The sequence below is a fragment of the Pseudooceanicola onchidii genome (genome assembly GCF_004959925.1).
Classification (GTDB): Bacteria; Pseudomonadota; Alphaproteobacteria; order Rhodobacterales; family Rhodobacteraceae; genus Pseudooceanicola; species Pseudooceanicola onchidii.
In genome coordinates, this window is the sequence record NZ_SPUW01000002.1 from 826,315 (window position 1) to 845,240 (window position 18,926).

Annotated in this window: 17 protein-coding genes; 5 read left to right on the forward strand and 12 right to left on the reverse strand. The window is 65.7% G+C overall.

From position 1 onward, the window contains the following. The first annotated feature begins 27 nt into the window (after positions 1–27). The gene (locus E4S58_RS12005; RefSeq protein ID WP_136636628.1) at positions 28–2,664 is read left to right on the forward strand and encodes a TIGR02302 family protein; all 2,637 of its coding nucleotides are present in this window, start codon (positions 28–30) and stop codon (positions 2,662–2,664) included. A 12-nt stretch (positions 2,665–2,676) separates the two neighbouring features. Here the strand turns inward: E4S58_RS12005 and E4S58_RS12010 are convergent, their stop codons facing one another. Further along, positions 2,677–3,633, reverse strand: coding sequence for a zinc-ribbon domain-containing protein (locus E4S58_RS12010; protein ID WP_136636629.1), 957 nt, complete (start codon positions 3,631–3,633; stop codon positions 2,677–2,679). A 148-nt stretch (positions 3,634–3,781) separates the two neighbouring features. Between E4S58_RS12010 and E4S58_RS12015 the strand changes: the two genes are divergently transcribed. The 3 genes from E4S58_RS12015 to E4S58_RS12025 are packed head-to-tail and all read left to right on the forward strand — an operon-like array spanning position 3,782 to position 6,083. Further along, complete coding sequence (locus tag E4S58_RS12015; RefSeq protein ID WP_136636630.1) at positions 3,782–4,459, forward strand: cell division ATP-binding protein FtsE; 678 nt, start codon at positions 3,782–3,784, stop codon at positions 4,457–4,459. Then, positions 4,456–5,355 (forward strand): cell division protein FtsX, encoded by a 900-nt coding sequence (locus E4S58_RS12020; protein WP_136636631.1) that lies wholly within the window; start codon positions 4,456–4,458, stop codon positions 5,353–5,355. The genes E4S58_RS12015 and E4S58_RS12020 overlap by 4 nt, the downstream gene beginning before the upstream one ends. Beyond that, the gene (locus E4S58_RS12025; protein WP_136636632.1) at positions 5,355–6,083 is read left to right on the forward strand and encodes a lysophospholipid acyltransferase family protein; all 729 of its coding nucleotides are present in this window, start codon (positions 5,355–5,357) and stop codon (positions 6,081–6,083) included. The genes E4S58_RS12020 and E4S58_RS12025 overlap by 1 nt, the downstream gene beginning before the upstream one ends. Before the next feature lie 142 nt (positions 6,084–6,225). Here E4S58_RS12025 and lpdA read toward each other — a convergent pair whose 3' ends face one another. From lpdA to sucC, 10 genes are all read right to left on the reverse strand, one after another. Further along, positions 6,226–7,614 (reverse strand): dihydrolipoyl dehydrogenase, encoded by a 1,389-nt coding sequence (gene lpdA / locus E4S58_RS12030; protein WP_136636633.1) that lies wholly within the window; start codon positions 7,612–7,614, stop codon positions 6,226–6,228. A 134-nt stretch (positions 7,615–7,748) separates the two neighbouring features. Continuing rightward, positions 7,749–8,135 carry an MAPEG family protein gene (locus E4S58_RS12035; protein ID WP_136636634.1) on the reverse strand — a complete coding sequence of 129 codons (387 nt, stop codon included), beginning with the start codon at positions 8,133–8,135 and terminating at the stop codon, positions 7,749–7,751. Next, a complete protein-coding gene (locus tag E4S58_RS12040; protein WP_136636635.1) occupies positions 8,135–8,524 on the reverse strand; it encodes an MAPEG family protein in 390 nt (129 codons plus the stop codon). The genes E4S58_RS12035 and E4S58_RS12040 overlap by 1 nt, the downstream gene beginning before the upstream one ends. A 4-nt stretch (positions 8,525–8,528) precedes the next feature. Further along, positions 8,529–8,912, reverse strand: coding sequence for an MAPEG family protein (locus E4S58_RS12045; protein WP_136636636.1), 384 nt, complete (start codon positions 8,910–8,912; stop codon positions 8,529–8,531). Positions 8,913–9,000: 88 nt separating this feature from the next. Then, complete coding sequence (odhB, locus tag E4S58_RS12050) at positions 9,001–10,530, reverse strand: 2-oxoglutarate dehydrogenase complex dihydrolipoyllysine-residue succinyltransferase (protein WP_136636637.1); 1,530 nt, start codon at positions 10,528–10,530, stop codon at positions 9,001–9,003. A gap of 6 nt (positions 10,531–10,536) precedes the next feature. After that, entirely contained in the window at positions 10,537–13,509 is a 2,973-nt protein-coding gene (locus E4S58_RS12055; RefSeq protein WP_136636638.1) for a 2-oxoglutarate dehydrogenase E1 component, read from the reverse strand. Beyond that, positions 13,506–14,015, reverse strand: coding sequence for a DUF805 domain-containing protein (locus E4S58_RS12060; RefSeq protein WP_136636639.1), 510 nt, complete (start codon positions 14,013–14,015; stop codon positions 13,506–13,508). The genes E4S58_RS12055 and E4S58_RS12060 overlap by 4 nt, the downstream gene beginning before the upstream one ends. A 161-nt stretch (positions 14,016–14,176) precedes the next feature. After that, positions 14,177–15,061: a succinate--CoA ligase subunit alpha gene (gene sucD, locus E4S58_RS12065; protein WP_136636640.1), complete on the reverse strand. Its 885-nt coding sequence runs from the start codon at positions 15,059–15,061 to the stop codon at positions 14,177–14,179. Positions 15,062–15,109: 48 nt separating this feature from the next. Next, positions 15,110–15,682, reverse strand: coding sequence for a hypothetical protein (locus tag E4S58_RS12070; RefSeq protein ID WP_169052662.1), 573 nt, complete (start codon positions 15,680–15,682; stop codon positions 15,110–15,112). Positions 15,683–15,687: 5 nt separating this feature from the next. Beyond that, positions 15,688–16,881 (reverse strand): ADP-forming succinate--CoA ligase subunit beta, encoded by a 1,194-nt coding sequence (gene sucC, locus E4S58_RS12075; RefSeq protein WP_136636642.1) that lies wholly within the window; start codon positions 16,879–16,881, stop codon positions 15,688–15,690. Positions 16,882–17,150: 269 nt separating this feature from the next. Here sucC and E4S58_RS12080 point away from each other — a divergent pair, with 269 nt between their 5' ends. Next, entirely contained in the window at positions 17,151–17,480 is a 330-nt protein-coding gene (locus tag E4S58_RS12080) for a hypothetical protein (RefSeq protein WP_136636643.1), read from the forward strand. Here E4S58_RS12080 and E4S58_RS12085 read toward each other — a convergent pair. Further along, a complete protein-coding gene (locus E4S58_RS12085) occupies positions 17,477–18,922 on the reverse strand; it encodes a tetratricopeptide repeat-containing sulfotransferase family protein (protein ID WP_136636644.1) in 1,446 nt (481 codons plus the stop codon). The genes E4S58_RS12080 and E4S58_RS12085 overlap by 4 nt on opposite strands. Positions 18,923–18,926: the final 4 nt, after the last annotated feature.

Here is an 18,926-nt window from a genome sequence, read left to right on the forward strand (position 1 = left end):
ATCCCCGTCCGCGCCACGAGGAGCTTGATGACCGACCGCAGCCTCTTCACCGAAACCCTCCGTCGCATTTCGCGGCCCCTGATGCTGACCCATGCGGGGCTGGTGGCCGAACGGCTGGCGCGCGCCTTCTGGCCGCTCTGGTCGGTGTTGATCTTCACGCTGGCGCTGCTGATGCTGGGCGTGCAGGACATGGTGCCGGTCGAGGTCGTCTGGGGCATGGGCGCGGCTCTGGCGGTACTTGCCATTGGGGCGCTGCTGCGCGGGGCCATGCGGTTCCGCTGGCCCGGCCGGGACGAGGCGATCGGACGTCTGGATGCCTCGCTACGCGGACGCCCCCTGCAGGCGCTGCGCGACAGCCAGACGATCGGCGCGGGCGATTTCGGATCCGAAGGGCTGTGGCGGGCGCACCAGGCGCGGATGGCCGATCGGGCCCGCAGTGCGAAAGCGGTCGAGCCTGACCTGCGCGTGTCGAACCGCGATGTCTTCGGGCTGCGGTTCGTGGCACTGACGGTGTTCATGGTCGCGGCGCTTTTCGGATCGTTCTGGCGCGTCGGGACCGTTGCGGGCATGGCCCCAGGCGGTGGTGCGGCGCTGGCGGCGGGACCGGCCTGGGAAGGCTGGATCGAACCGCCGCTTTATACCGGTCTGCCGGTCCTGTACCTCGCCGATCTGGACGGCACGATCGAGGTGCCGAAAGGATCCAAGGCGACCCTGCGGCTATATGGCGAAGTCGGCGCGCTGTCGGTCGACCAAAGCGTCGGCGCGGCGGTCGAAGATCCGACCGCCCCGGCGCAAAGCTACGAGATGACGCAGGACGGCACGCTGGCCATCACCGGCCCGGGCGGCGAGGCCTGGCAGGTCTTGCTATCCCGCGACGCCCCCCCGCGCGTCGAGATCACCGGCGAGGCCGAGGCTTCGATCCGGGGCGAATTCAAGCTGCCCTTCCGGGCCGAGGATGATTTCGGCGTCGAAGGCGGAGAGGCGGTCATCACGCTGAACCTTGATGCGGTCGACCGCCGCTATGGCCTGACCCGCGATCCCGAACCGCGCGATCCGATCCGGCTGGTCATGCCGCTGCCGATCGCGGGCGACCGCACGCTGTTCACGCAGGAGCTGATCGAGGATCTGTCGCAGCACCCCTGGGCCAACATGCCGGTCACGATCACGCTGACCGCCACGGATGCTGCCGGGCAGTCGGGCCAGTCCGCGCCGTTCGAAACGCGTCTGTCGTCGCGCCGGTTCTTCGACCCGCTGGCCGCCGCGCTGATCGAACAGCGTCGCGACCTGCTTTGGAACCGCGACAACGACCGGCGCATCGTGCAGGTGATGAAGGCGATCTCCTGGCAGCCCGAGGGGCTGTTCCGAAGCGAGACCGCCTATCTGCGGATGCGCGTGCTGCTGCGCCGGATGGACACGATCACGCAGTATGCGTCCCTGACCGATGAACAGGTCACGGACCTGTCGCAGGCCCTGTGGGATCTGGCCCTGCTGATCGAGGACGGCGATCTGGATGACGCCCGCGAACGGATGCAGCGCGCGCAGGAACGCCTGTCCGAAGCGATGAAGAACGGTGCCTCGGACGAGGAAATCGCCCGGCTCATGCAGGAATTGCGCGACGCCACCCAGGACTACATGCGCCAGCTGTCGCGTGAGGCGGCAGAAGAAGGCCAGATGGGCGAAGAGCTGTCGGCCGAGCAGATGGAAAACGCGATGCGCCTGAGCCAGGACGACCTGCAGGCGATGATGGACCGCATCCAGGAGCTGATGGAACAGGGCCGCATGGCCGAGGCGCACCAGGCGCTGGAAGAGCTTCAGCGGATGATGGAGAACATGCGCGTCACCCAGGGCCAGGGCGGTCAGCAGCAATCGCCGGGTCAGCAGGCGATGGAAGGACTGTCGGAAACCCTGCGCGAACAGCAGGGTCTGTCGGACCAGGCCTTCCGCGACCTGCAGGAACAGTTCAACCCGAACGCCAACCGTGGCGACAATGCGCAGAACGAAGGCCGTGACGGCAACCAGGGCCGGGGCCAGCAGCATGGCCAGGGGGCCCAGGGTCAGCGACAGGGCGAAGGCCAGCAGGAAGGGCAGGGCCAGGGCAACCAGCAAAGCCAGCAGCAGGGCCAGGGCCAGCAACAGGGGCAACCCGGCGGCGGTGGCGACGGGTCGCTTGAAGGCGACCTGGCCGGGCGTCAGCAGGCGCTGCGCAACGAACTGAACCGCCAGCGCGGCAACCTGCCGGGCATGAGCGGCGAGGCCGGAGAGGCCGCCCGCGAGGCGCTGGAACGGGCCGAACGGTCGATGCAAGGCGCCGAGGATGCGCTGCGCGACAACGACCTAGCCGAGGCAATCGACCAGCAGTCCGACGCGATGGAGGCCCTGCGTGAAGGTCTGCGCAACATGGGCGAAGCCATGGCCGAAGAACAGCGCCAGCGCGCGGGTCAACAGGGTCAGGCGCAGGGCAACCAGGGTGGCGAACGCAACGATCCGCTTGGCCGCCAGGCCGGCACCAACGGCGAAATGGGCAGCCAGCAGGACATGCTGCAGGACCGTGACGTCTATCGCCGTGCGCTTGAACTGGAACAGGAGTTGCGCCGCCGGTCCGGCGATGGCGACCGGCCCGAGGTCGAACGCGACTACCTCAAGCGGCTGCTCGAACGGTTCTGAAGATCCGAAGCCTTATTCGGTCGGGGCGGGCTGCCTGTCCGCGTCGCCCGCCATGTCGTCCAGCTTGGCCGCGAGCGACGCCGCCTGACGATCCAGCCAGGACCGGCCACGATCAATGACATCCACGTAGGTGTTCATCATCGGGCCCAGCACCGGCAGCGCCTTCCCGATGGCCGGGGCCTGCAGGTAAAGGGTCGCGCCGACCGCCAGAATGATCAGCACCGAAATGAACCCGCGCTGCGTTCCGCGTCGCGCCTGACGCGCCGCCGTCTGGGCCGCGCGCGGACCGGTCTTCATCGTGTCGCCCTTGCGGCGCAGGGACGAGTTGATTTCCTCGATATCGGGCAGCAGGTTGCGCCGTGACGACGCGGCGGCTGCGGCCCCCTCGACCATCCCCGGGCGGACCGGTTCGGCCGGCGTATCGTCGTGGATCAGCTCTCCGGGTTTGACGCGCAGGCTTTCGGTCGCGGGGCGGGGCGGTTGCTCGGGCTCGCCCAGACCAAGATCGGGCTGGCTTTCCAGCGGATCCTGGCCCCGCGCACGTTCTTCGTATTCGGCCTCTTCGCGCAGGATCGACTGCACGGCCGGGTCCAGCGCCCGGCGGCGCGGGGCCGGATGATCGGGCGGCGGGCCGACATCCTCGTCGTCGTCCTCATCCTCATCGAAGTCTTCGTCGAAGGCTTCGTCCGGCTCGACCTCGTCCTCCGCATCCTCGGGGGCGGTGTCGGTGAATTCGAAGGTCTCGGGGTCGTCCTCGGGCGTGTCGTCGGGCGCGGGCTCCTGCCGTGCTGCGGACAGGTCGGGCGATGACAGGTCGTCCTCGTCCGTGTCCTCTTCGGGCATGTGGTCCGGGTGATACTGATACCAGGTGTCACCACAATTCGAGCACTGGACATCGCGTCCCGAAGTCGGGATCACCTCGTCCGGCACTTCGTACTCGGCACCACAGTTTGGACACGTCAGTCGCATGAGCCTCCGCCCGTTTCAGGCCCGCACATAACTCTTTGTGGCTTATTTTGTATAGGCTTCGCCGCAAAACGCAATCGCCTGTCAGCGAGGTGCGATTGAAACCTGCCCCGGTCTGGTGCAGAAACGTCGCGATAACCGGGGGCAGGCAGTGATCGAGCTTGAGAATGTGGCCTACAGCTATGGCGGGGGCGAACTGCTGAGCGACGTGTCGCTGCGGCTGGCGCCGGGGTCGTTCCATTTCCTGACGGGGCCGTCCGGCTCTGGCAAGACGACGTTTCTCAAGCTGTGCTACGGTGAACTGGTGCCGACGTCCGGCTTTGCCCGGATCTTCGATCAGGACGTGCGGTCCATGACACGCGACGACATCGCCATGGCGCGGCGGCGGATCGGCGTGGTGCATCAGGACTGCCAGTTTCTTGATCACCTGCCGATCTCGGACAATGTCGCGCTGCCGCTGACGGTCGCGGGGTTCGACGTGCAGTCGGAATCGCAGAACCTGGCCGAACTGATGCAGTGGTGCGGCCTGACCCCGCGCGCCAATGCGCTGCCACCGGAACTGTCGGGCGGTGAACGCCAGCGTGCGGCCCTGGCCCGCGCGGTGATCCTGTCGCCCGACCTGATCCTCGCCGACGAACCCACGGGCAACGTCGATTGGGAAATGTCGCAACGCCTTCTGCAACTGCTGATCGAGCTGAACCGGATGGGCAAGACGGTGATGATCGCGACCCATGACCTCGGCCTGATCCGCGCCGCCAAGCAGCACGTGCAGGCGCGTGTCCTGCGGATTTCCAACCGGCGGCTTCAGCTTGCGGGGGCCGACCTGTGAGGGCGCCGCGGTTCCTGACGGACCTGCTGGTCGCCGACGGATCGGCTGACCGGGTGGTGCCGCCCTCGGGCTTCACGGCGCATCTGACGCTGTTTTCGGCGGGCGTCATGGCGTTTCTGGCGGTCTTCGCGCTGGCCCTGTCGCTGGCAACCGGGCGCCTGGCCGACAGATGGGGAGACGAGCTGGCCCATGCCTCGACCGTGCGCATCTCGGCACCCGACGACCAGATGGCGGTGCAGACCGAAGCCGCGCTGAGGGTGCTGCAGACCACCGACGGCATCGAAAGCGCCCGCGCGCTGAGCGAGGACGAACAGCGCGCCCTGCTGGCGCCATGGTTCGGTCCCGAGGTGCCTGTGGAAAGCCTGCCGATCCCGCAGCTGATCGAGGTGATCGAAAGCGACGCGGGCTATGATGCGGCGGGCCTGAGGATGCGGCTCTCGGCCGAAGCCCCCGGCGCGGTGCTGGACGACCATACGCGCTGGCGGCGGCCGCTGATCGCGGCGGCGAACCGGCTGCGCGCGCTCGGCCTCTTCTCGATCCTGCTGATCGGCGGCGCGATGGCGGCGATGATCACGCTTGCCGCCAATGCAGCCCTTGCCGCCAATGCCAAGGTGATCGAAGTCCTGCGCCTTGTCGGCGCGCAGGATCGTTATATCGCCCGGGCCTTCGTGCGCCGCTTCACGCTGCGTGCGCTGGCGGGCGCGACGGTCGGGACAGTGGCGGGCATGATCGCGGTGCTTTTGATGCCGTCGCAGGCCGAGGTCGGCTTCCTGACGGGCCTGGGCTTTGCCGGGGCGGAATGGTTCTGGCTTCTGGTCCTGCCGCCGGTGGCGGGGCTTGTCGCCTATCTGGCCACGCAGCGCGCGGCCCTGCGCGTTCTGGGGGCGCTGAGCTGATGCAATACCTGCGGTCGCTGTTCTTCATTTTCCAGATGTACCTGGTGATGCTGATCATGGCGATCGGCTTCACCCCCTTCGTCATCGTCAACCGGCGCTATGCCTACTCGGCGGTGCACACCTACTGCAGGTGGGTCCGCTGGACCGCGCGGCTGATCGTCGGCCTGCGCTCCGAAGTGCGCGGCCCGGTGCCCGAGACCGAGGTCATCGTCGCCTCGAAACACCAAAGCTTCTTCGATATCATCCTGCTGGTCTCGGTCCTGCCGCGCCCGAAGTTCATCATGAAATCGTCGCTGCGCTTCGCCCCGATCGTCGGCTATTACGCCGACCGGATCGGCTGCGTCCCGGTGAACCGGGGCAAACGGGCCGAGGCGATCCGCAAGATGGTCGCAGGGGTGACGGCCGGCGATGCCCCCGCCGGGCAGCTGGTGATCTTTCCGCAGGGCACGCGCGTCGCGCCCGGCGCGCATCTGCCCTACAAGATCGGGACTTACGTGATCTACAGCGAAACCGTTCAGGCCTGCGTCCCGGCCGCGACCAACGTCGGCGTCTTCTGGCCCCGTCACGGCATCCTGCGTCGCCCGGGTCTGGCCGTGGTCGAATTCCTGCCGCCGATCACCCCGGGCGCCAGCCGAGAGGACTTCATGGCCCAGCTCGAATCCAGCGTCGAGGCCAACAGCGACCGCCTGATGGCCGAAGCGGGCTTTCCCGTCGCGACGCGCGGCTAACCCCTTCATCTTGCGAAAAATACTCCCGCCGGAGGCAAAACGGCCCGGAGCTGTCAAAACTCCGGGCCGTCTGTCTGTCTGGCGCAGCAGGTGAAAGGTCCGGTGGACCTTTCATGCCGACGACGGGCGGAGCCCGACCTGCTTAGCTGTGGATCGGTCCGTCACCGCAGGCCAGCGCGGCCTCGCGCACGGCTTCCGAATAGGTCGGGTGGGCGTGGCAGGTCAGTGCCAGGTCCTGGGCCGAGGCGCCGAATTCCATCGCCACGCAGATCTCGTGGATCAGGTCGCCCGCTGCCGGGCCGACGATATGCGCGCCCAGGATCCGGTCGGTTTCCTTGTCGGCGAGGATCTTGACGAAGCCGTCGGCGGCGAAGATCGCCTTGGCCCGCGCGTTGCCCATGAACGAGAACTTGCCGGCCTTGTACTTGCGGCCCTCGTCCTTCAGCTGCTCTTCGGTCTTGCCGACGCTGGCAACCTCGGGGTGGGTGTAGATCACGCCGGGGATGACGCCATAGTTCACATGGCCGTGCTTGCCCGCGATGACCTCGGCCACCGCCATGCCCTCGTCCTCGGCCTTGTGGGCCAGCATCGGGCCCGTGATGGCGTCGCCGATGGCATAGACGCCCTTCACGTTGGTCGCCCAGTGATCGTCGGTTTTGACCTGACCGCGATCGGTCATCTCGACGCCGAGATCGGCCAGACCCAGACCGTCGGTATAGGGCTTGCGGCCTGTGGCGATCAGCACGGTGTCGGCGTCCAGCTGGTGTTCGCTGTCGTCCTTGCGCAGCTTGTAGGTCAGCTTGGCCTTGCCACGCGCGGTTTCGACCGACTGGACGGCAGCGCCAAGGATGAACTCCATGCCCTGTTTCTTCAGCAGTTTCTGAAGGCTGCGCTGCACTTCCTTGTCCATGCCCGGGGTGATGTGATCGAGGAATTCGACGACCGTGACCTCGGTGCCGAGGCGGGCGTAGACCGAACCCATCTCGAGCCCGATGACGCCTGCGCCAACGACGATCATCTTCTTTGGCGTCTTGGCGAGGCTCAGCGCGCCGGTCGACGACACGACGGTCTTCTCGTCGATCTCGATGCCGGGAAGCGAGGCCGGTTCGGAGCCGGTGGCGATGATGATGTTCTTGGCCTCGTGCACGTCGTCACCGACCTTGACCTTGCCGGCGGACGGAATCGAACCCCAGCCCTTGAGCCAGTCGATCTTGTTCTTCTTGAACAGGAATTCGATGCCGCCGGTGTTGCTGTCGACGACCGACTGCTTGTACTCCTGCATCACCTTCCAGTCGACCGAGGGCGCCTTGCCCTTCAGGCCCATGGTGGCAAAGTTGTGCTCGGCCTCGTGCAGCTGGTGGGTGGCGTGCAGCAGGGCCTTGGACGGGATGCAGCCCACGTTCAGGCAGGTGCCGCCGAGCGTCTCGCGGCCTTCGACAACGGCGGTCTTGAGGCCAAGCTGGGCGCAGCGGATGGCGGCGACATAGCCGCCGGGGCCTGCACCGATCACGATCACATCATAGGCTGCCATTGGGGTCTCCTTCGGTCTGTTCGGCGTCCCGTTTCCTTGGGTGTACGCCTGTCGGTGTGTCAGGGAAAGGGGCGCTGCCCCTTCTTGGGCCTGCGGCCCAATTCATCCCCGGAGTATTTGCGGAAAGGTGAAGATCATATCAGGGCGGCGATCAGCATCAGCGTCGTGGCGATCAGGCCCGCCATCCAGATCAGGCTGCGCCACGGGACCCAGCCGAAGACATAGGCCGGGATATAGGCGACGCGCGCGATCAGGTAGATCCAGGCGCAGGTGGTGGTGAAGCCGGTCGACCCGGCGTGGGCGGTCAGCAGGGCCGCAATGCCGAAAAGGATAAGACCTTCGAAGTGATTGTTGAGCGCGCGGTGGATGCGGCCGGGCTTTCCGGTCAGTTCGATCTTCTCGTCGCGCGGTTTCAGCGCGGCCTTGCGCCCGGCCTGGGCCTGACCGGCAACGGAATACATCGCCAGCTGCGCGACCTGCAGAAGCGCGGCGAGGGCGAGGACGGTGAGTTCGGGCGTCATCAGAAAAGGCTCCGGACGATCATGGCGAAGGTGGCGATCAGGCCCAGGGTGTAGATCAGGCTGCGCCAGGGCACCCAGCCGAAGGCATAGGCGGGCAGGTAGAGCGCGCGGGCGGCGACGAAGACCCAGGCGGCGATGGCGGTCAGAAGGCCATTGCTGTCGGTCAGTTCGACCAGGATCACCGCGATGATGAAGGGCCCGATGTTTTCGGTGTGGTTCGCAAGTGCGCGGCGCAGGCGGTTCGTACGCGTCGACAGGTTCAGATCCCCGTCGCGCGGCGCGGCGTTGCCCTTGGTGCCGATGTCGTCGGTCAGGCACTTCTGCGACCAGCCCACGGCGGCGAGGTGGATGAAGGCGGTGGCGGCCAGGGCGGCAAGTTCGGGGGTCATCGGGTCAGAGCGCCAGGAGATAGAGCCAGAAGGTCATGGCGAAACCGACCAGCCAGACGATGGTGCGAAGATAGGCGATGCCCATGGCGTAGACGACGACATAGGCGATGCGCGCCAGCAGGAAGATCGTGGCGGCAAAGGTCGCGGTGGCGGGCGGTTCGGGCAGTTGCGCGAGGATCAGCACGGCGGGCGCGAAAAGCGCCATGGCGATGACCGAGTTCATCTGGGCGCGGTCGAGGCGACCGGCCACCCCGGTCAGCGAGGGCAGGCTTTCGCGATTGCCCATGAGCTGGGACATGTCGAGCTTCTGGGCGGCGGCGAGGACCTGCACGAAGATCGTGGCGAGGACGACGATGCCGTACATGGCGAGGATCGTGGTGAGGGTCATTGGGTAGTCTCCTCGTAAGGGGGGATGGCGGGGTGAACCCCGCCCTACAAGGGCGCCCTCGTAGGGCGGGGTGAACCCCGCCAACCGGTTATAGATCCATCAGCAGGCGGCGCGGATCTTCGAGCGCCTCTTTCACGCGGACCAGGAAGGTCACGGCGCCCTTGCCGTCGACGATGCGGTGGTCGTACGACAGGGCCAGGTACATCATCGGGCGGATCTTGATCTCTCCGTTGATGACCATCGGGCGGTCCTGGATCTTGTGCATGCCAAGGATGCCCGACTGCGGGGGGTTCAGGATCGGCGAGGACATGAGCGAGCCGTAGACACCACCGTTGGAGATGGTGAAGGTGCCGCCCTGCATTTCCGCCATCGACAGCTTGCCGTCGCGGGCGCGCTTGCCCTTTTCGGCAATGGCCTTTTCGATCTCGGCAAAGGACATGGTGTCGGCGTCGCGGATGACCGGAACGACGAGGCCCTGCGGGGTGCCCGCAGCGATGCCCATGTGTACGAAGTTCTTGTAGACGATGTCGGTGCCGTCAATCTCGGCGTTGACCTCGGGGACTTCCTTCAGCGCGTGGCAGCAGGCCTTGGTGAAGAAGGACATGAAGCCAAGCTTCACGCCATGTTTCTTCTCGAACAGGTCCTTGTATTCGCTGCGCAGGGCCATGACCTCGGTCATGTCGACCTCGTTGTAGGTCGTCAGGATCGCGGCGGTGTTCTGCGCGTCCTTCAGGCGGCGGGCGATGGTCTGGCGCAGGCGGGTCATCTTGACCCGTTCCTCGCGCGCGGCATCATCGGCCGGGACGGGCGCGCGCGGGGCAGCGGCCGGGGCGGCGGCCTTGGGCGCGGCGGACAGGGCCTTGGCCACGTCTTCCTTCATCACCCGACCGTCGCGACCCGAACCGGTGACCTGATCGCGGCTGATGCCTGCTTCGGCCATCGCCTTCTTGGCCGAGGGCGCGTCTTCGACGTCGGACCGTGCTTCGGCGTTCTGGGTGGTCTGGTAGGCTTCGCCCTTGGACCCTTCGGTTTCGACCTTGGGCTTGGCGGCGCTGCCACCAGCCGACAGTTCGGCCAGCTGACCGCCGGCCTCGACGGTGTCGCCTTCGCCCTTGAGGATCTTGGTCAGGACACCGGCGGCGGGCGCCGGAACCTCGACCGAAACCTTGTCGGTTTCCAGCTCGCAGAGCATCTCGTCGGCGGCGACGCTGTCGCCTTCCTTCTTGAACCAGGTGGCGATGGTCGCCTCGGACACGGATTCGCCAAGGGCGGGGACCATGACCTTCACCGTCTCGCCCGAACCGCCGTTTGCGGTTTCGTCGGCTTCGGTCGCCTTGGTGTCAGCGGCGCGCGGCTTGGTTTCCTCGGGGCCGGCGCTGCCGGATTCCGAGATGTTGCCCAGCAGGGCATCGACGCCGACGGTCTCGCCTTCACCGGCGACGATGTCGGACAGGGTGCCGGCGACGGGCGAGGGGACCTCGACCGTGACCTTGTCGGTTTCCAGCTCACACAGCATTTCGTCGACCGCAACGGTATCGCCGGGTTTCTTGAACCAGGTGGCAACGGTGGCCTCGGTGACGGATTCGCCCAGGGTGGGTACGCGGATTTCGGTGCTCATGGGGTCTTATTTCCCTTCGATGTTCAGCGCCTCGGCAACGAGGGCGGCTTGCTGTGCTTTGTGCTGGGCGGCAAGGCCCGTTGCGGGCGATGCGGTGGCGACGCGGCCGGCGTAGACCGGGCGCTGGTGCTTGGCGTTGATGCGGGTCAGGACCCATTCGATGTTGGGTTCGACGAAGGACCAGGCGCCCTGGTTCTTGGGCTCTTCCTGGCACCAGACCATTTCGGCGCCCTTGAAGCGTTCCAGTTCCTTCACCAGAGAGATCGCGGGGAAGGGATAGAACTGTTCCAGACGCAGGATATAGACGTCGTCCAGACCGGCTTCGTCACGCGCCTCGAGAAGGTCGTAGTAGACCTTGCCGGAACACATGACGACGCGCTTGATCTTGTCGTCCGCGACCAGTTTCGTGGTCGACCGGTTCTTGCCGTACTGCGCATCCGCATCATCCCACAGCACGCGGTGGAAGGACGACCCGGTGGTGAATTCGTCGGCATCCGACACGGCCAGCTTGTGGCGCAGCAGGGATTTCGGCGTCATCATGACCAGCGGCTTGCGGAAGGACCGGTGCAGCTGGCGGCGCAGGATGTGGAAGTAGTTGGCAGGCGTGGTGCAGTTGGCGACGATCCAGTTGTCCTGGCCGCACATCTGCAGGAAGCGTTCCAGCCGGGCCGAGGAGTGTTCCGGGCCCTGGCCTTCGTAGCCATGCGGCAGCAGGCAGACGAGGCCCGACATCCGCAGCCATTTCGATTCACCCGAGCTGATGAACTGGTCGAACATGATCTGCGCGCCGTTGGCGAAGTCGCCGAACTGCGCCTCCCACAGCGTCAGCGCATTCGGTTCGGCCAGTGAATAGCCGTATTCGAACCCCAGCACCGCGTATTCCGACAGCATGGAGTCGATGACTTCGTAGCGGGCCTGGCCCTCGCGGATGTTGTTGAGCGGGTAATACCGTTCTTCGGTTTCCTGGTTCACGATGCCGGAATGCCGCTGCGAGAAGGTGCCGCGCGTACTGTCCTGACCGGCCAGACGGACCGGGTAGCCTTCGGTCAGCAGGGACCCGAAGGCGAGCGCTTCGCCGGTCGCCCAGTCAAACCCGGTGCCGGATTCGAACATCTGGCGCTTGGCGTCCAGCAGGCGGTCGACCGTCTTGTGGGTCGGGAAGCCCTCGGGCACGCGGGTCAGCGACGCGCCGATCTGCTCCATCGTCTCGGGTTTGATCGAGGTTTCGCCGCGCTGGTATTCTTCCTTCTCGCGGTCGAGGCCCGACCACTTGCCGTCCAGCCAGTCGGCCTTGTTCGGCTTGTAGTCCTTGCCGGCCTCGAACTCGTCATTGAGATAGGACTGGAAGGCGGCCTTCATGTCCTCGATCTCGCCCTCGGGGATCAGGCCGTCCTTCACCAGGCGATCCGTATAGAGGCTGAGGGTCGTTTTGTGACCCTTGATCTTCTTGTACATGATCGGGTTGGTGAACATCGGCTCATCGCCTTCGTTGTGACCGAAGCGGCGATAGCAGAAGATGTCCAGCACGACGTCCTTGTGGAACTTCTGGCGGAATTCGGTCGCGACCTTGGCGGCGTGCACCACGGCCTCGGGGTCGTCGCCGTTCACGTGGAAGATCGGCGCCTCGACCATCAGGGCGATGTCCGTGGGGTAGGGCGAGCTGCGCGAGAAGTGCGGCGCGGTAGTAAAGCCGATCTGGTTGTTCACCACGATATGGATGGTGCCGCCGGTGCGGTGGCCGCGCAGGCCCGACAGGCCAAAGCATTCGGCCACGACGCCCTGGCCTGCAAAGGCCGCGTCACCGTGCAGAAGGATCGGCAGAACGGCGGTGCGATCCGCGTCGTTCAGCTGGTCCTGCTTGGCCCGTGCCTTGCCAAGGACAACCGGGTTCACCGCCTCGAGGTGAGAGGGGTTCGCGGTCAGCGACAGGTGCACTTCGTTGCCGTCAAACTCACGGTCCGACGAGGCGCCGAGGTGGTATTTCACGTCGCCCGAACCATCCACGTCCTCGGGCTTGAACGACCCGCCCTGGAATTCGTTGAAGATCGCGCGATAAGGCTTGGACATCACGTTGGCCAGAACCGACAGACGACCGCGGTGCGGCATGCCGATGACGATTTCCTTCACGCCAAGGCTGCCGCCGCGCTTGATGATCTGCTCCATCGCCGGAACCAGCGCCTCGCCGCCGTCCAGGCCGAACCGCTTGGTGCCCATGTACTTGACGTGCAGGAATTTCTCGAAGCCCTCGGCCTCGACCAGCTTGTTCAGGATGGCCTTGCGGCCTTCGCGGGTGAAGGCGATTTCCTTGCCGTAGCCCTCGATCCGTTCTTTCAGCCAGCCGGCCTCTTCGGGGTTCGAGATATGCATGTACTGCAGCGCGAAGGTGCCGCAGTAGGTGCGCCGCACAATGTCGACGATCTGGCGCATGGTGCCGATCTGCAGGCCCAGCACCTGATCCAGGAAGATCGGGCGGTCCATGTCGGATTCGGCAAAGCCGTAGGAGCGCGGGTCAAGCTCGGGGTGGTTGGTTTCGTCCCGCATGCCAAGCGGATCAAGGTCCGCCGCCAGGTGACCCCGGATCCGGTAGGCCCGGATCAGCATGATGGCGCGCACGGAATCCAGCACGGCCTGCTTGATCGCGTCGTCGCTGACAGAGATCCCCTTCTCTGCCGCCTTGGCCTTGATCTTGTCACCCGCAGCCTTCGCTTCTGCCGGGGCGGGCCACTGGCCATCCAGCGCGGCAGTCAGGTCGTCGTTCGGGGCGGGCGGCCAGTCGGCGCGCGCCCAGGACGGGCCCGCGGCCTCTTTCTTGGCGTCCATTTCGCTGTCGCCCAGCTGGCGGAAGAATTCGGCCCAGGCTTCGTCGACAGAGGCGGGGTCAGTCGCCCATCTGGCTTGCAGTTGTTCCAGATATTCGGCGTTGTGCCCCTGCATGAAACTGGAGGCATGGAAAACGTCGTTTGGGCTTTGCTCGGTCATGCGGGGACCTCGTTGGGGTTGGAGCCATAGGTGTTGGGGCCGGGTTGCGTGGGGCGGGTCAGCCACCAGATCACGATCAGCGGAGAGAAGATCGCGATCAGAATCGAGACGATCATGATGATGCCGACGATGCCGGAGTAGAGCGCGCCGATGTTGCCGGACATGACTTCTCCGGTCACGCCGGTCATGGCGGCAAAGCTGGCGATGCCGACCCAGACCAGGATCGGGTACAGCAGGTAGAGCCCGGATCGGCCGGTGTCATGCATCCGCCGCCAGCCGGCGGCAAGCAGCGGGATGAAGGTCACCAGCGAGAAGATGTTCGACACCGGGCCGCTGCTGTCCGAGACGCGGGCGGCCGGTCGAAAAAGCGCGCCGTCGATCGCCGAGGCGACGATGCCGCCCAGCACGATGAACAGCACGAAGTACCAGTATTCCGGGCGCGATGCGCGGCCCGAAAAGGTGATGTACTTGCGAAAACAGGTGCGGATGGCGTCGGTGAAGGTCATGGCATGACCCCCCGGGCAGGACGCAGAGCGGCGGATTTGGGTTCACCCGTGCGGGGTGCCAAACAGCTCTCTCGATGCGTCGCGGTCAACTGGCCCATGGCCGATCCTTACATTGGGTGTTCCGGGCGGGCATCGCCCGGAACCGTCTTGTCCGAAGGGACTTAGCCCTTGATGGCCTTGAGAACAGCTTCGCCCAGACCGGCGGGGCTGTCGGCGACCACGATCCCGGCGGATTTCATCGCCTCGATCTTGTCTTCCGCGCCGCCCTTGCCGCCGGCGACGATCGCGCCCGCGTGGCCCATGCGACGGCCCGGAGGGGCGGTACGACCGGCGATGAAGCCTGCGGTCGGCTTCCAGCGGCCCTTCTTCTTCTCGTCGGCGAGGAACTGCGCGGCTTCTTCCTCGGCCGAGCCACCGATCTCACCGATCATGATGATGGACTGGGTCTCGTCGTCGGCCAGGAACATTTCCAGCACGTCGATGTGTTCGGTGCCCTTGATCGGGTCGCCGCCGATGCCGACAGCCGAGGACTGGCCGAGGCCCGCGTCGGAAGTCTGCTTGACCGCCTCGTAGGTCAGCGTGCCCGAACGGGAAACCACGCCGACGGACCCACGCTTGTGGATGTGGCCGGGCATGATGCCGATCTTGCAGGCGTCCGGCGTGATGACACCGGGGCAGTTCGGGCCGATCAGGCGCGACTTGGAGTTCTTCAGCGCGGCCTTCACCTTCATCATGTCCAGCACCGGGATGCCTTCGGTGATGCAGACGATCAGCGGCACTTCGGCGTCGATCGCTTCGAGGATCGAGTCGGCCGCGAAGGGCGGCGGGACATAGATCACGGAGGCATTCGCGCCGGTGACGTCGACCGCTTCGTGGACCGAGTTGAAGACCGGCAGGTCAAGGTGCGTGGTGCCGCCCTTGCCCGGGGTCACGCCGCCGACCATCTTGGTGCCATAGGCGATGGCCTGTTCAGAGTGGAAGGTGCCCTGAGAGCCGGTGAAGCCCTGACAGATGACCTTGGTGTTTTCGTCTACGAGGACTGCCATGTTCAGTCTCCTGATTGAATATCTTTCGGATGGGGCGGGGGCCCAGTGTCAGTCTGTCGAGGGAAGTCCCACGGCAGACAGCTGGATTTCGCCGTCCCAAGCTGTTGCGTGCATGATCAGGTCGGGGTCCGACGCCCAGCCCGTCACGATGTAGAGGTAATTTCCCGAGAGGTTGTTCATCTGCGCCTGGACCGAATGCGGCAGGGATCCTCCGACGACATGCGCGTCGGGGGCGGCCTTTGCCAGCGCCTCGGTCAGGATGGCATTCATGCCCGCGGCATCCGCACGGTCATAGCCCGTGCACATGACACTGCAGAGGATGAACGGGCCATTCGCGGCATTGCCGAACGTGACCTGTTCAATGATCCCTGCACCGGCATTCATGTCGATCGCTTCGAGAACCGAAACCACCTGCGCCTGATTGTCCACCGTGGTGGCCACGTCGATCATCTTGTCGGCGCCGCGCGACTGCACGGCATCGAGGTATCCCTGCGGCGCGGTCAGGGCCGCGTCGCACTGCTGCACGGCCTGGGCCACGCAACGGGGCAGATAAGCGATGTCCTGTGCCACGGCCGACTGGGCCGCGGACACAAGCAGGAGGGAGAGGGCTGCGGCTCTCATCGATGTCAGCCCTTGACCGCCTTGACGATCTTCTCGGCGCCATCGGACAGGTTGTCGGCAGCGATGACGTTCAAGCCGGAGTTCGCGATGATCTCCTTGCCCTTTTCGACATTCGTGCCTTCCAGCCGGACGACCAGCGGAACCTTCAGGCCGACTTCCTTCACCGCGGCGATCACGCCCTCGGCGATGACGTCGCAGCGCATGATGCCGCCGAAGATATTCACCAGGATGCCCTTCACGTTCGGGTCGGAGGTGATGATCTTGAAGGCCTCGGTCACTTTCTCTTTCGTGGCGCCACCGCCAACGTCGAGGAAGTTCGCAGGCTCGGCGCCATACAGCTTGATGATGTCCATCGTCGCCATGGCCAGGCCCGCGCCGTTGACCATGCAGCCGATTTCACCATCGAGTGCGATGTAGTTCAGATCGTACTTGGAGGCCGCCAGTTCCTTGGGGTCCTCTTCGGTCTCGTCGCGCAGGGCGGCGATGTCCGAATGGCGGTAGATTGCGTTGCCGTCAAAACCGACCTTGGCGTCCAGCACCTTGAGGTTGCCGTCGGGCATGACGATCAGCGGGTTGATTTCCAGCTGTTCCATGTCCTTGTCGATGAAGGCCTGGTAGAGCTTGCCCAGAAGGCCGACCATCTGCTTGACCTGCTGGCCTTCCAGCCCGAGGGCGAAGGCGACCTTGCGGCCGTGGAACGGCAGGTAGCCGGTGGCCGGTTCGATCGAGAAGGACAGGATCTTGTCGGGGGTCGAGGCCGCGACTTCTTCGATGTCCATGCCGCCCTCGGTCGAGCAGACGATGGACACGGCCGAGGTCTGGCGGTCGACGAGCAGCGCGAGGTACAGTTCGCGTTCGATGTCCGAACCCGCTTCGATGTAGATGCGGTTGACCTGCTTGCCCTCGGGGCCGGTCTGATGGGTCACAAGGGTGCGGCCCAGCATCTTCTTGGCTTCTTCGGCGGCTTCCTCGACCGACTTGGCCAGGCGGACACCGCCCTTTTCGCCGGCGTCGGCTTCCTTGAACGACCCCTTGCCGCGGCCGCCTGCGTGGATCTGGGCCTTCACGACCCAGAGCGGCCCGTCAAGTTCGCCCGCCGCGGTCTTGGCTTCTTCGGCTTTCGTGACGGCGCGTCCGTCAGAAACCGGGCAGCCATAGTCGCGAAGGATTGCCTTCGCCTGGTATTCATGGATGTTCATGAAATCCGTCCCTCGTTGCTACGATTTGGATTGGTACTGGCACAAGGTTGCTGGCCTATGAATCGTTTTGTGCAGTGGATGCGGGATTTTCCGCCGATTTTTGCGATTTGTGATCACACGCGAAAGTGGTGTGATCACAGTTGGCTTCCCTAGGGTGTCGGTTCCGACTCACTGACGGTTGGCACGCCGCGTTGACCAAAGGGCACCTCGGGGCCGGAACCCGGAGCCCTGCTTGCCGGTTGCCTTTCCAAGTGAGGAAAGGAAACACCATGGACCTGCCAGACTTCAAGACCGACCGCGTGCTGCCCGACCGGGTGACGTCGAACTGGGATCGGATCGCCCCCTTTGCCTTCGGTTTGGGCATCGTCGCCACCGGTGCGCTGATGTCGCGGTTCCGGCCTAGCGTGCTGGACATGCCAAGCGCCACGCCCCGCCGCGCCGAACCCCGCCACCGGGCTGCGCGGGCCGTCGCGCGGGTGCGGGACGGGGCGGATCATGTCGCGCCTGACAACATGTCGTCCAAACTGGGCAAGTCGCTGGTCATGGCCGGGGCCGCCATGCTGGTGGCCCGCGTGCTGGACGAGCTGGTCAGCGACTAAGCGATCTGGCGGCGCGCGTCATAGGCCGTGATCCACTCCATCCCGCCAAGCGCGTCGATCAGCGGATCCAGGTGTGCCGCGTAGCTGCGCCATTTCCCGACCGAGGCCGCGCTGACCTTCTGGCGTGCCTGATACCGGCTGGCCGTGGCGATGCGGCCGCCCGTTTGCTCCGGCGCCAGACAGGCCGCATCCCATTGCAGGTCGCAGGTCGCCAGAACGCGGCGCAGGGTCGGCTCGGGGCTCTGGACGAGCGCTTCGTACTCGACGTGGCAGATCCGGCCGGGCAGGGCGGCGTCCCAGTGCTGCATCAGATCGTCGTATAGTCGGAAGTACCGACCCAGGGTCTCGGGCCGATTGGAAAAGGTCAGCCCCGTGCGGAAATTGGCGATGTAGTTCGACAGGCAGGTGTCCAGCGGATTGCGCCGCAGGTGCAGGATCGGCGCGTCAGCGAAGGTCGCGGCGATCAGGCCGATGTTCCAGAAATTCAGCGGGTTCTTGTCGATGACTTGGGGGCGCGCCTGTCCGGCGGCGCGGGCCACGGGGGTGATGTAGGCGCGGGCGATCTCGGCCAACGCCTTGGACGTCATGGCGCTGCGGATGGCCTGATCCGGGGCGGTGTCCGGGTTGGCGGCCTGCGCCTTGGCAAAGAACGCGCCGCTGATCCGGTTCAACTCGGGCCGTTCCCCGGCAGTCGCGACTTCGGGGTGGGCCGCCAGCATCCGCTCAAGCAGCGTTGTGCCGGATCGGGGCATCCCGAGGATGAAGATCGGGCGGGGCCTGGTGCGGGTTGCGCCTGTCAGGGTTTTGCAGAACTTGGGCGAAAACAGGGACATCTGCCGGGCGGCGACCGCCTGCGTGTCACCGAGGTCCGCCAGCGCAGGCTTCAGGCGATTGCCGCGATCGAAATGCGCGAAAGCAGTATCAAAGACACCGCAATCCTGGTGGGCCTTGCCTAGCGCGAAGTGGATCGGGATGCGGTCGGGATCGGGAAGCGTCGGGTCGTCGAGCGCCGCCTGGCCGGTGGCGAAGATCGGGTCGCCGGGCCGGATCGTGGTCGAGTCGGTCAGGTTCACATAGGCCAGCGCGCACCGGGGATTGATCGCCAGCGCCTGACGGGCGGCGGCGACCGCATTTGCGAAATCCCCGACCTCGTTCAGGATCGCGGCGCGGGTCTGCGGGATATGGCTGTTGTCCGGGGCGAGGGTCGCGGCGCGGTCCAGCAGGTCAAGTGCGTCCCTGGTCGCCCCGCGCAACCGTGTTCCGGTGATGGCCTTGCCGACCAGCGCGGGCACCATGTCCGGCGCGGTGTCCAGCAGATCTGCATAGAGCCGATCCGCCCCGGCAAGATCTCCTGCTCGGAACGCCGTTTCGGCCCTTGAAAGAAGATCGGCCCGGGACCTGTGCGGGTCCCGGGCCGATCCGGATGTGTCGTTGTCAGCCAAGGGC

Bases quoted from the DNA above. Each gene is read 5' to 3' on its own strand.
- E4S58_RS12005 (WP_136636628.1), top strand. From the start codon at position 28: ATGACCGACCGCAGCCTCTTCACCGAAACCCTCCGTCGCATTTCGCGG.
- E4S58_RS12010 (WP_136636629.1), bottom strand. From the start codon at position 3,633: ATGCGACTGACGTGTCCAAACTGTGGTGCCGAGTACGAAGTGCCGGAC.
- E4S58_RS12025 (WP_136636632.1), top strand. From the start codon at position 5,355: ATGCAATACCTGCGGTCGCTGTTCTTCATTTTCCAGATGTACCTGGTG.
- lpdA (WP_136636633.1), bottom strand. From the start codon at position 7,614: ATGGCAGCCTATGATGTGATCGTGATCGGTGCAGGCCCCGGCGGCTAT.
- E4S58_RS12035 (WP_136636634.1), bottom strand. From the start codon at position 8,135: ATGACGCCCGAACTCACCGTCCTCGCCCTCGCCGCGCTTCTGCAGGTC.
- E4S58_RS12040 (WP_136636635.1), bottom strand. From the start codon at position 8,524: ATGACCCCCGAACTTGCCGCCCTGGCCGCCACCGCCTTCATCCACCTC.
- E4S58_RS12045 (WP_136636636.1), bottom strand. From the start codon at position 8,912: ATGACCCTCACCACGATCCTCGCCATGTACGGCATCGTCGTCCTCGCC.
- odhB (WP_136636637.1), bottom strand. From the start codon at position 10,530: ATGAGCACCGAAATCCGCGTACCCACCCTGGGCGAATCCGTCACCGAG.
- E4S58_RS12055 (WP_136636638.1), bottom strand. From the start codon at position 13,509: ATGACCGAGCAAAGCCCAAACGACGTTTTCCATGCCTCCAGTTTCATG.
- E4S58_RS12060 (WP_136636639.1), bottom strand. From the start codon at position 14,015: ATGACCTTCACCGACGCCATCCGCACCTGTTTTCGCAAGTACATCACC.
- sucD (WP_136636640.1), bottom strand. From the start codon at position 15,061: ATGGCAGTCCTCGTAGACGAAAACACCAAGGTCATCTGTCAGGGCTTC.
- E4S58_RS12070 (WP_169052662.1), bottom strand. From the start codon at position 15,682: ATGAGAGCCGCAGCCCTCTCCCTCCTGCTTGTGTCCGCGGCCCAGTCG.
- sucC (WP_136636642.1), bottom strand. From the start codon at position 16,881: ATGAACATCCATGAATACCAGGCGAAGGCAATCCTTCGCGACTATGGC.
- E4S58_RS12080 (WP_136636643.1), top strand. From the start codon at position 17,151: ATGGACCTGCCAGACTTCAAGACCGACCGCGTGCTGCCCGACCGGGTG.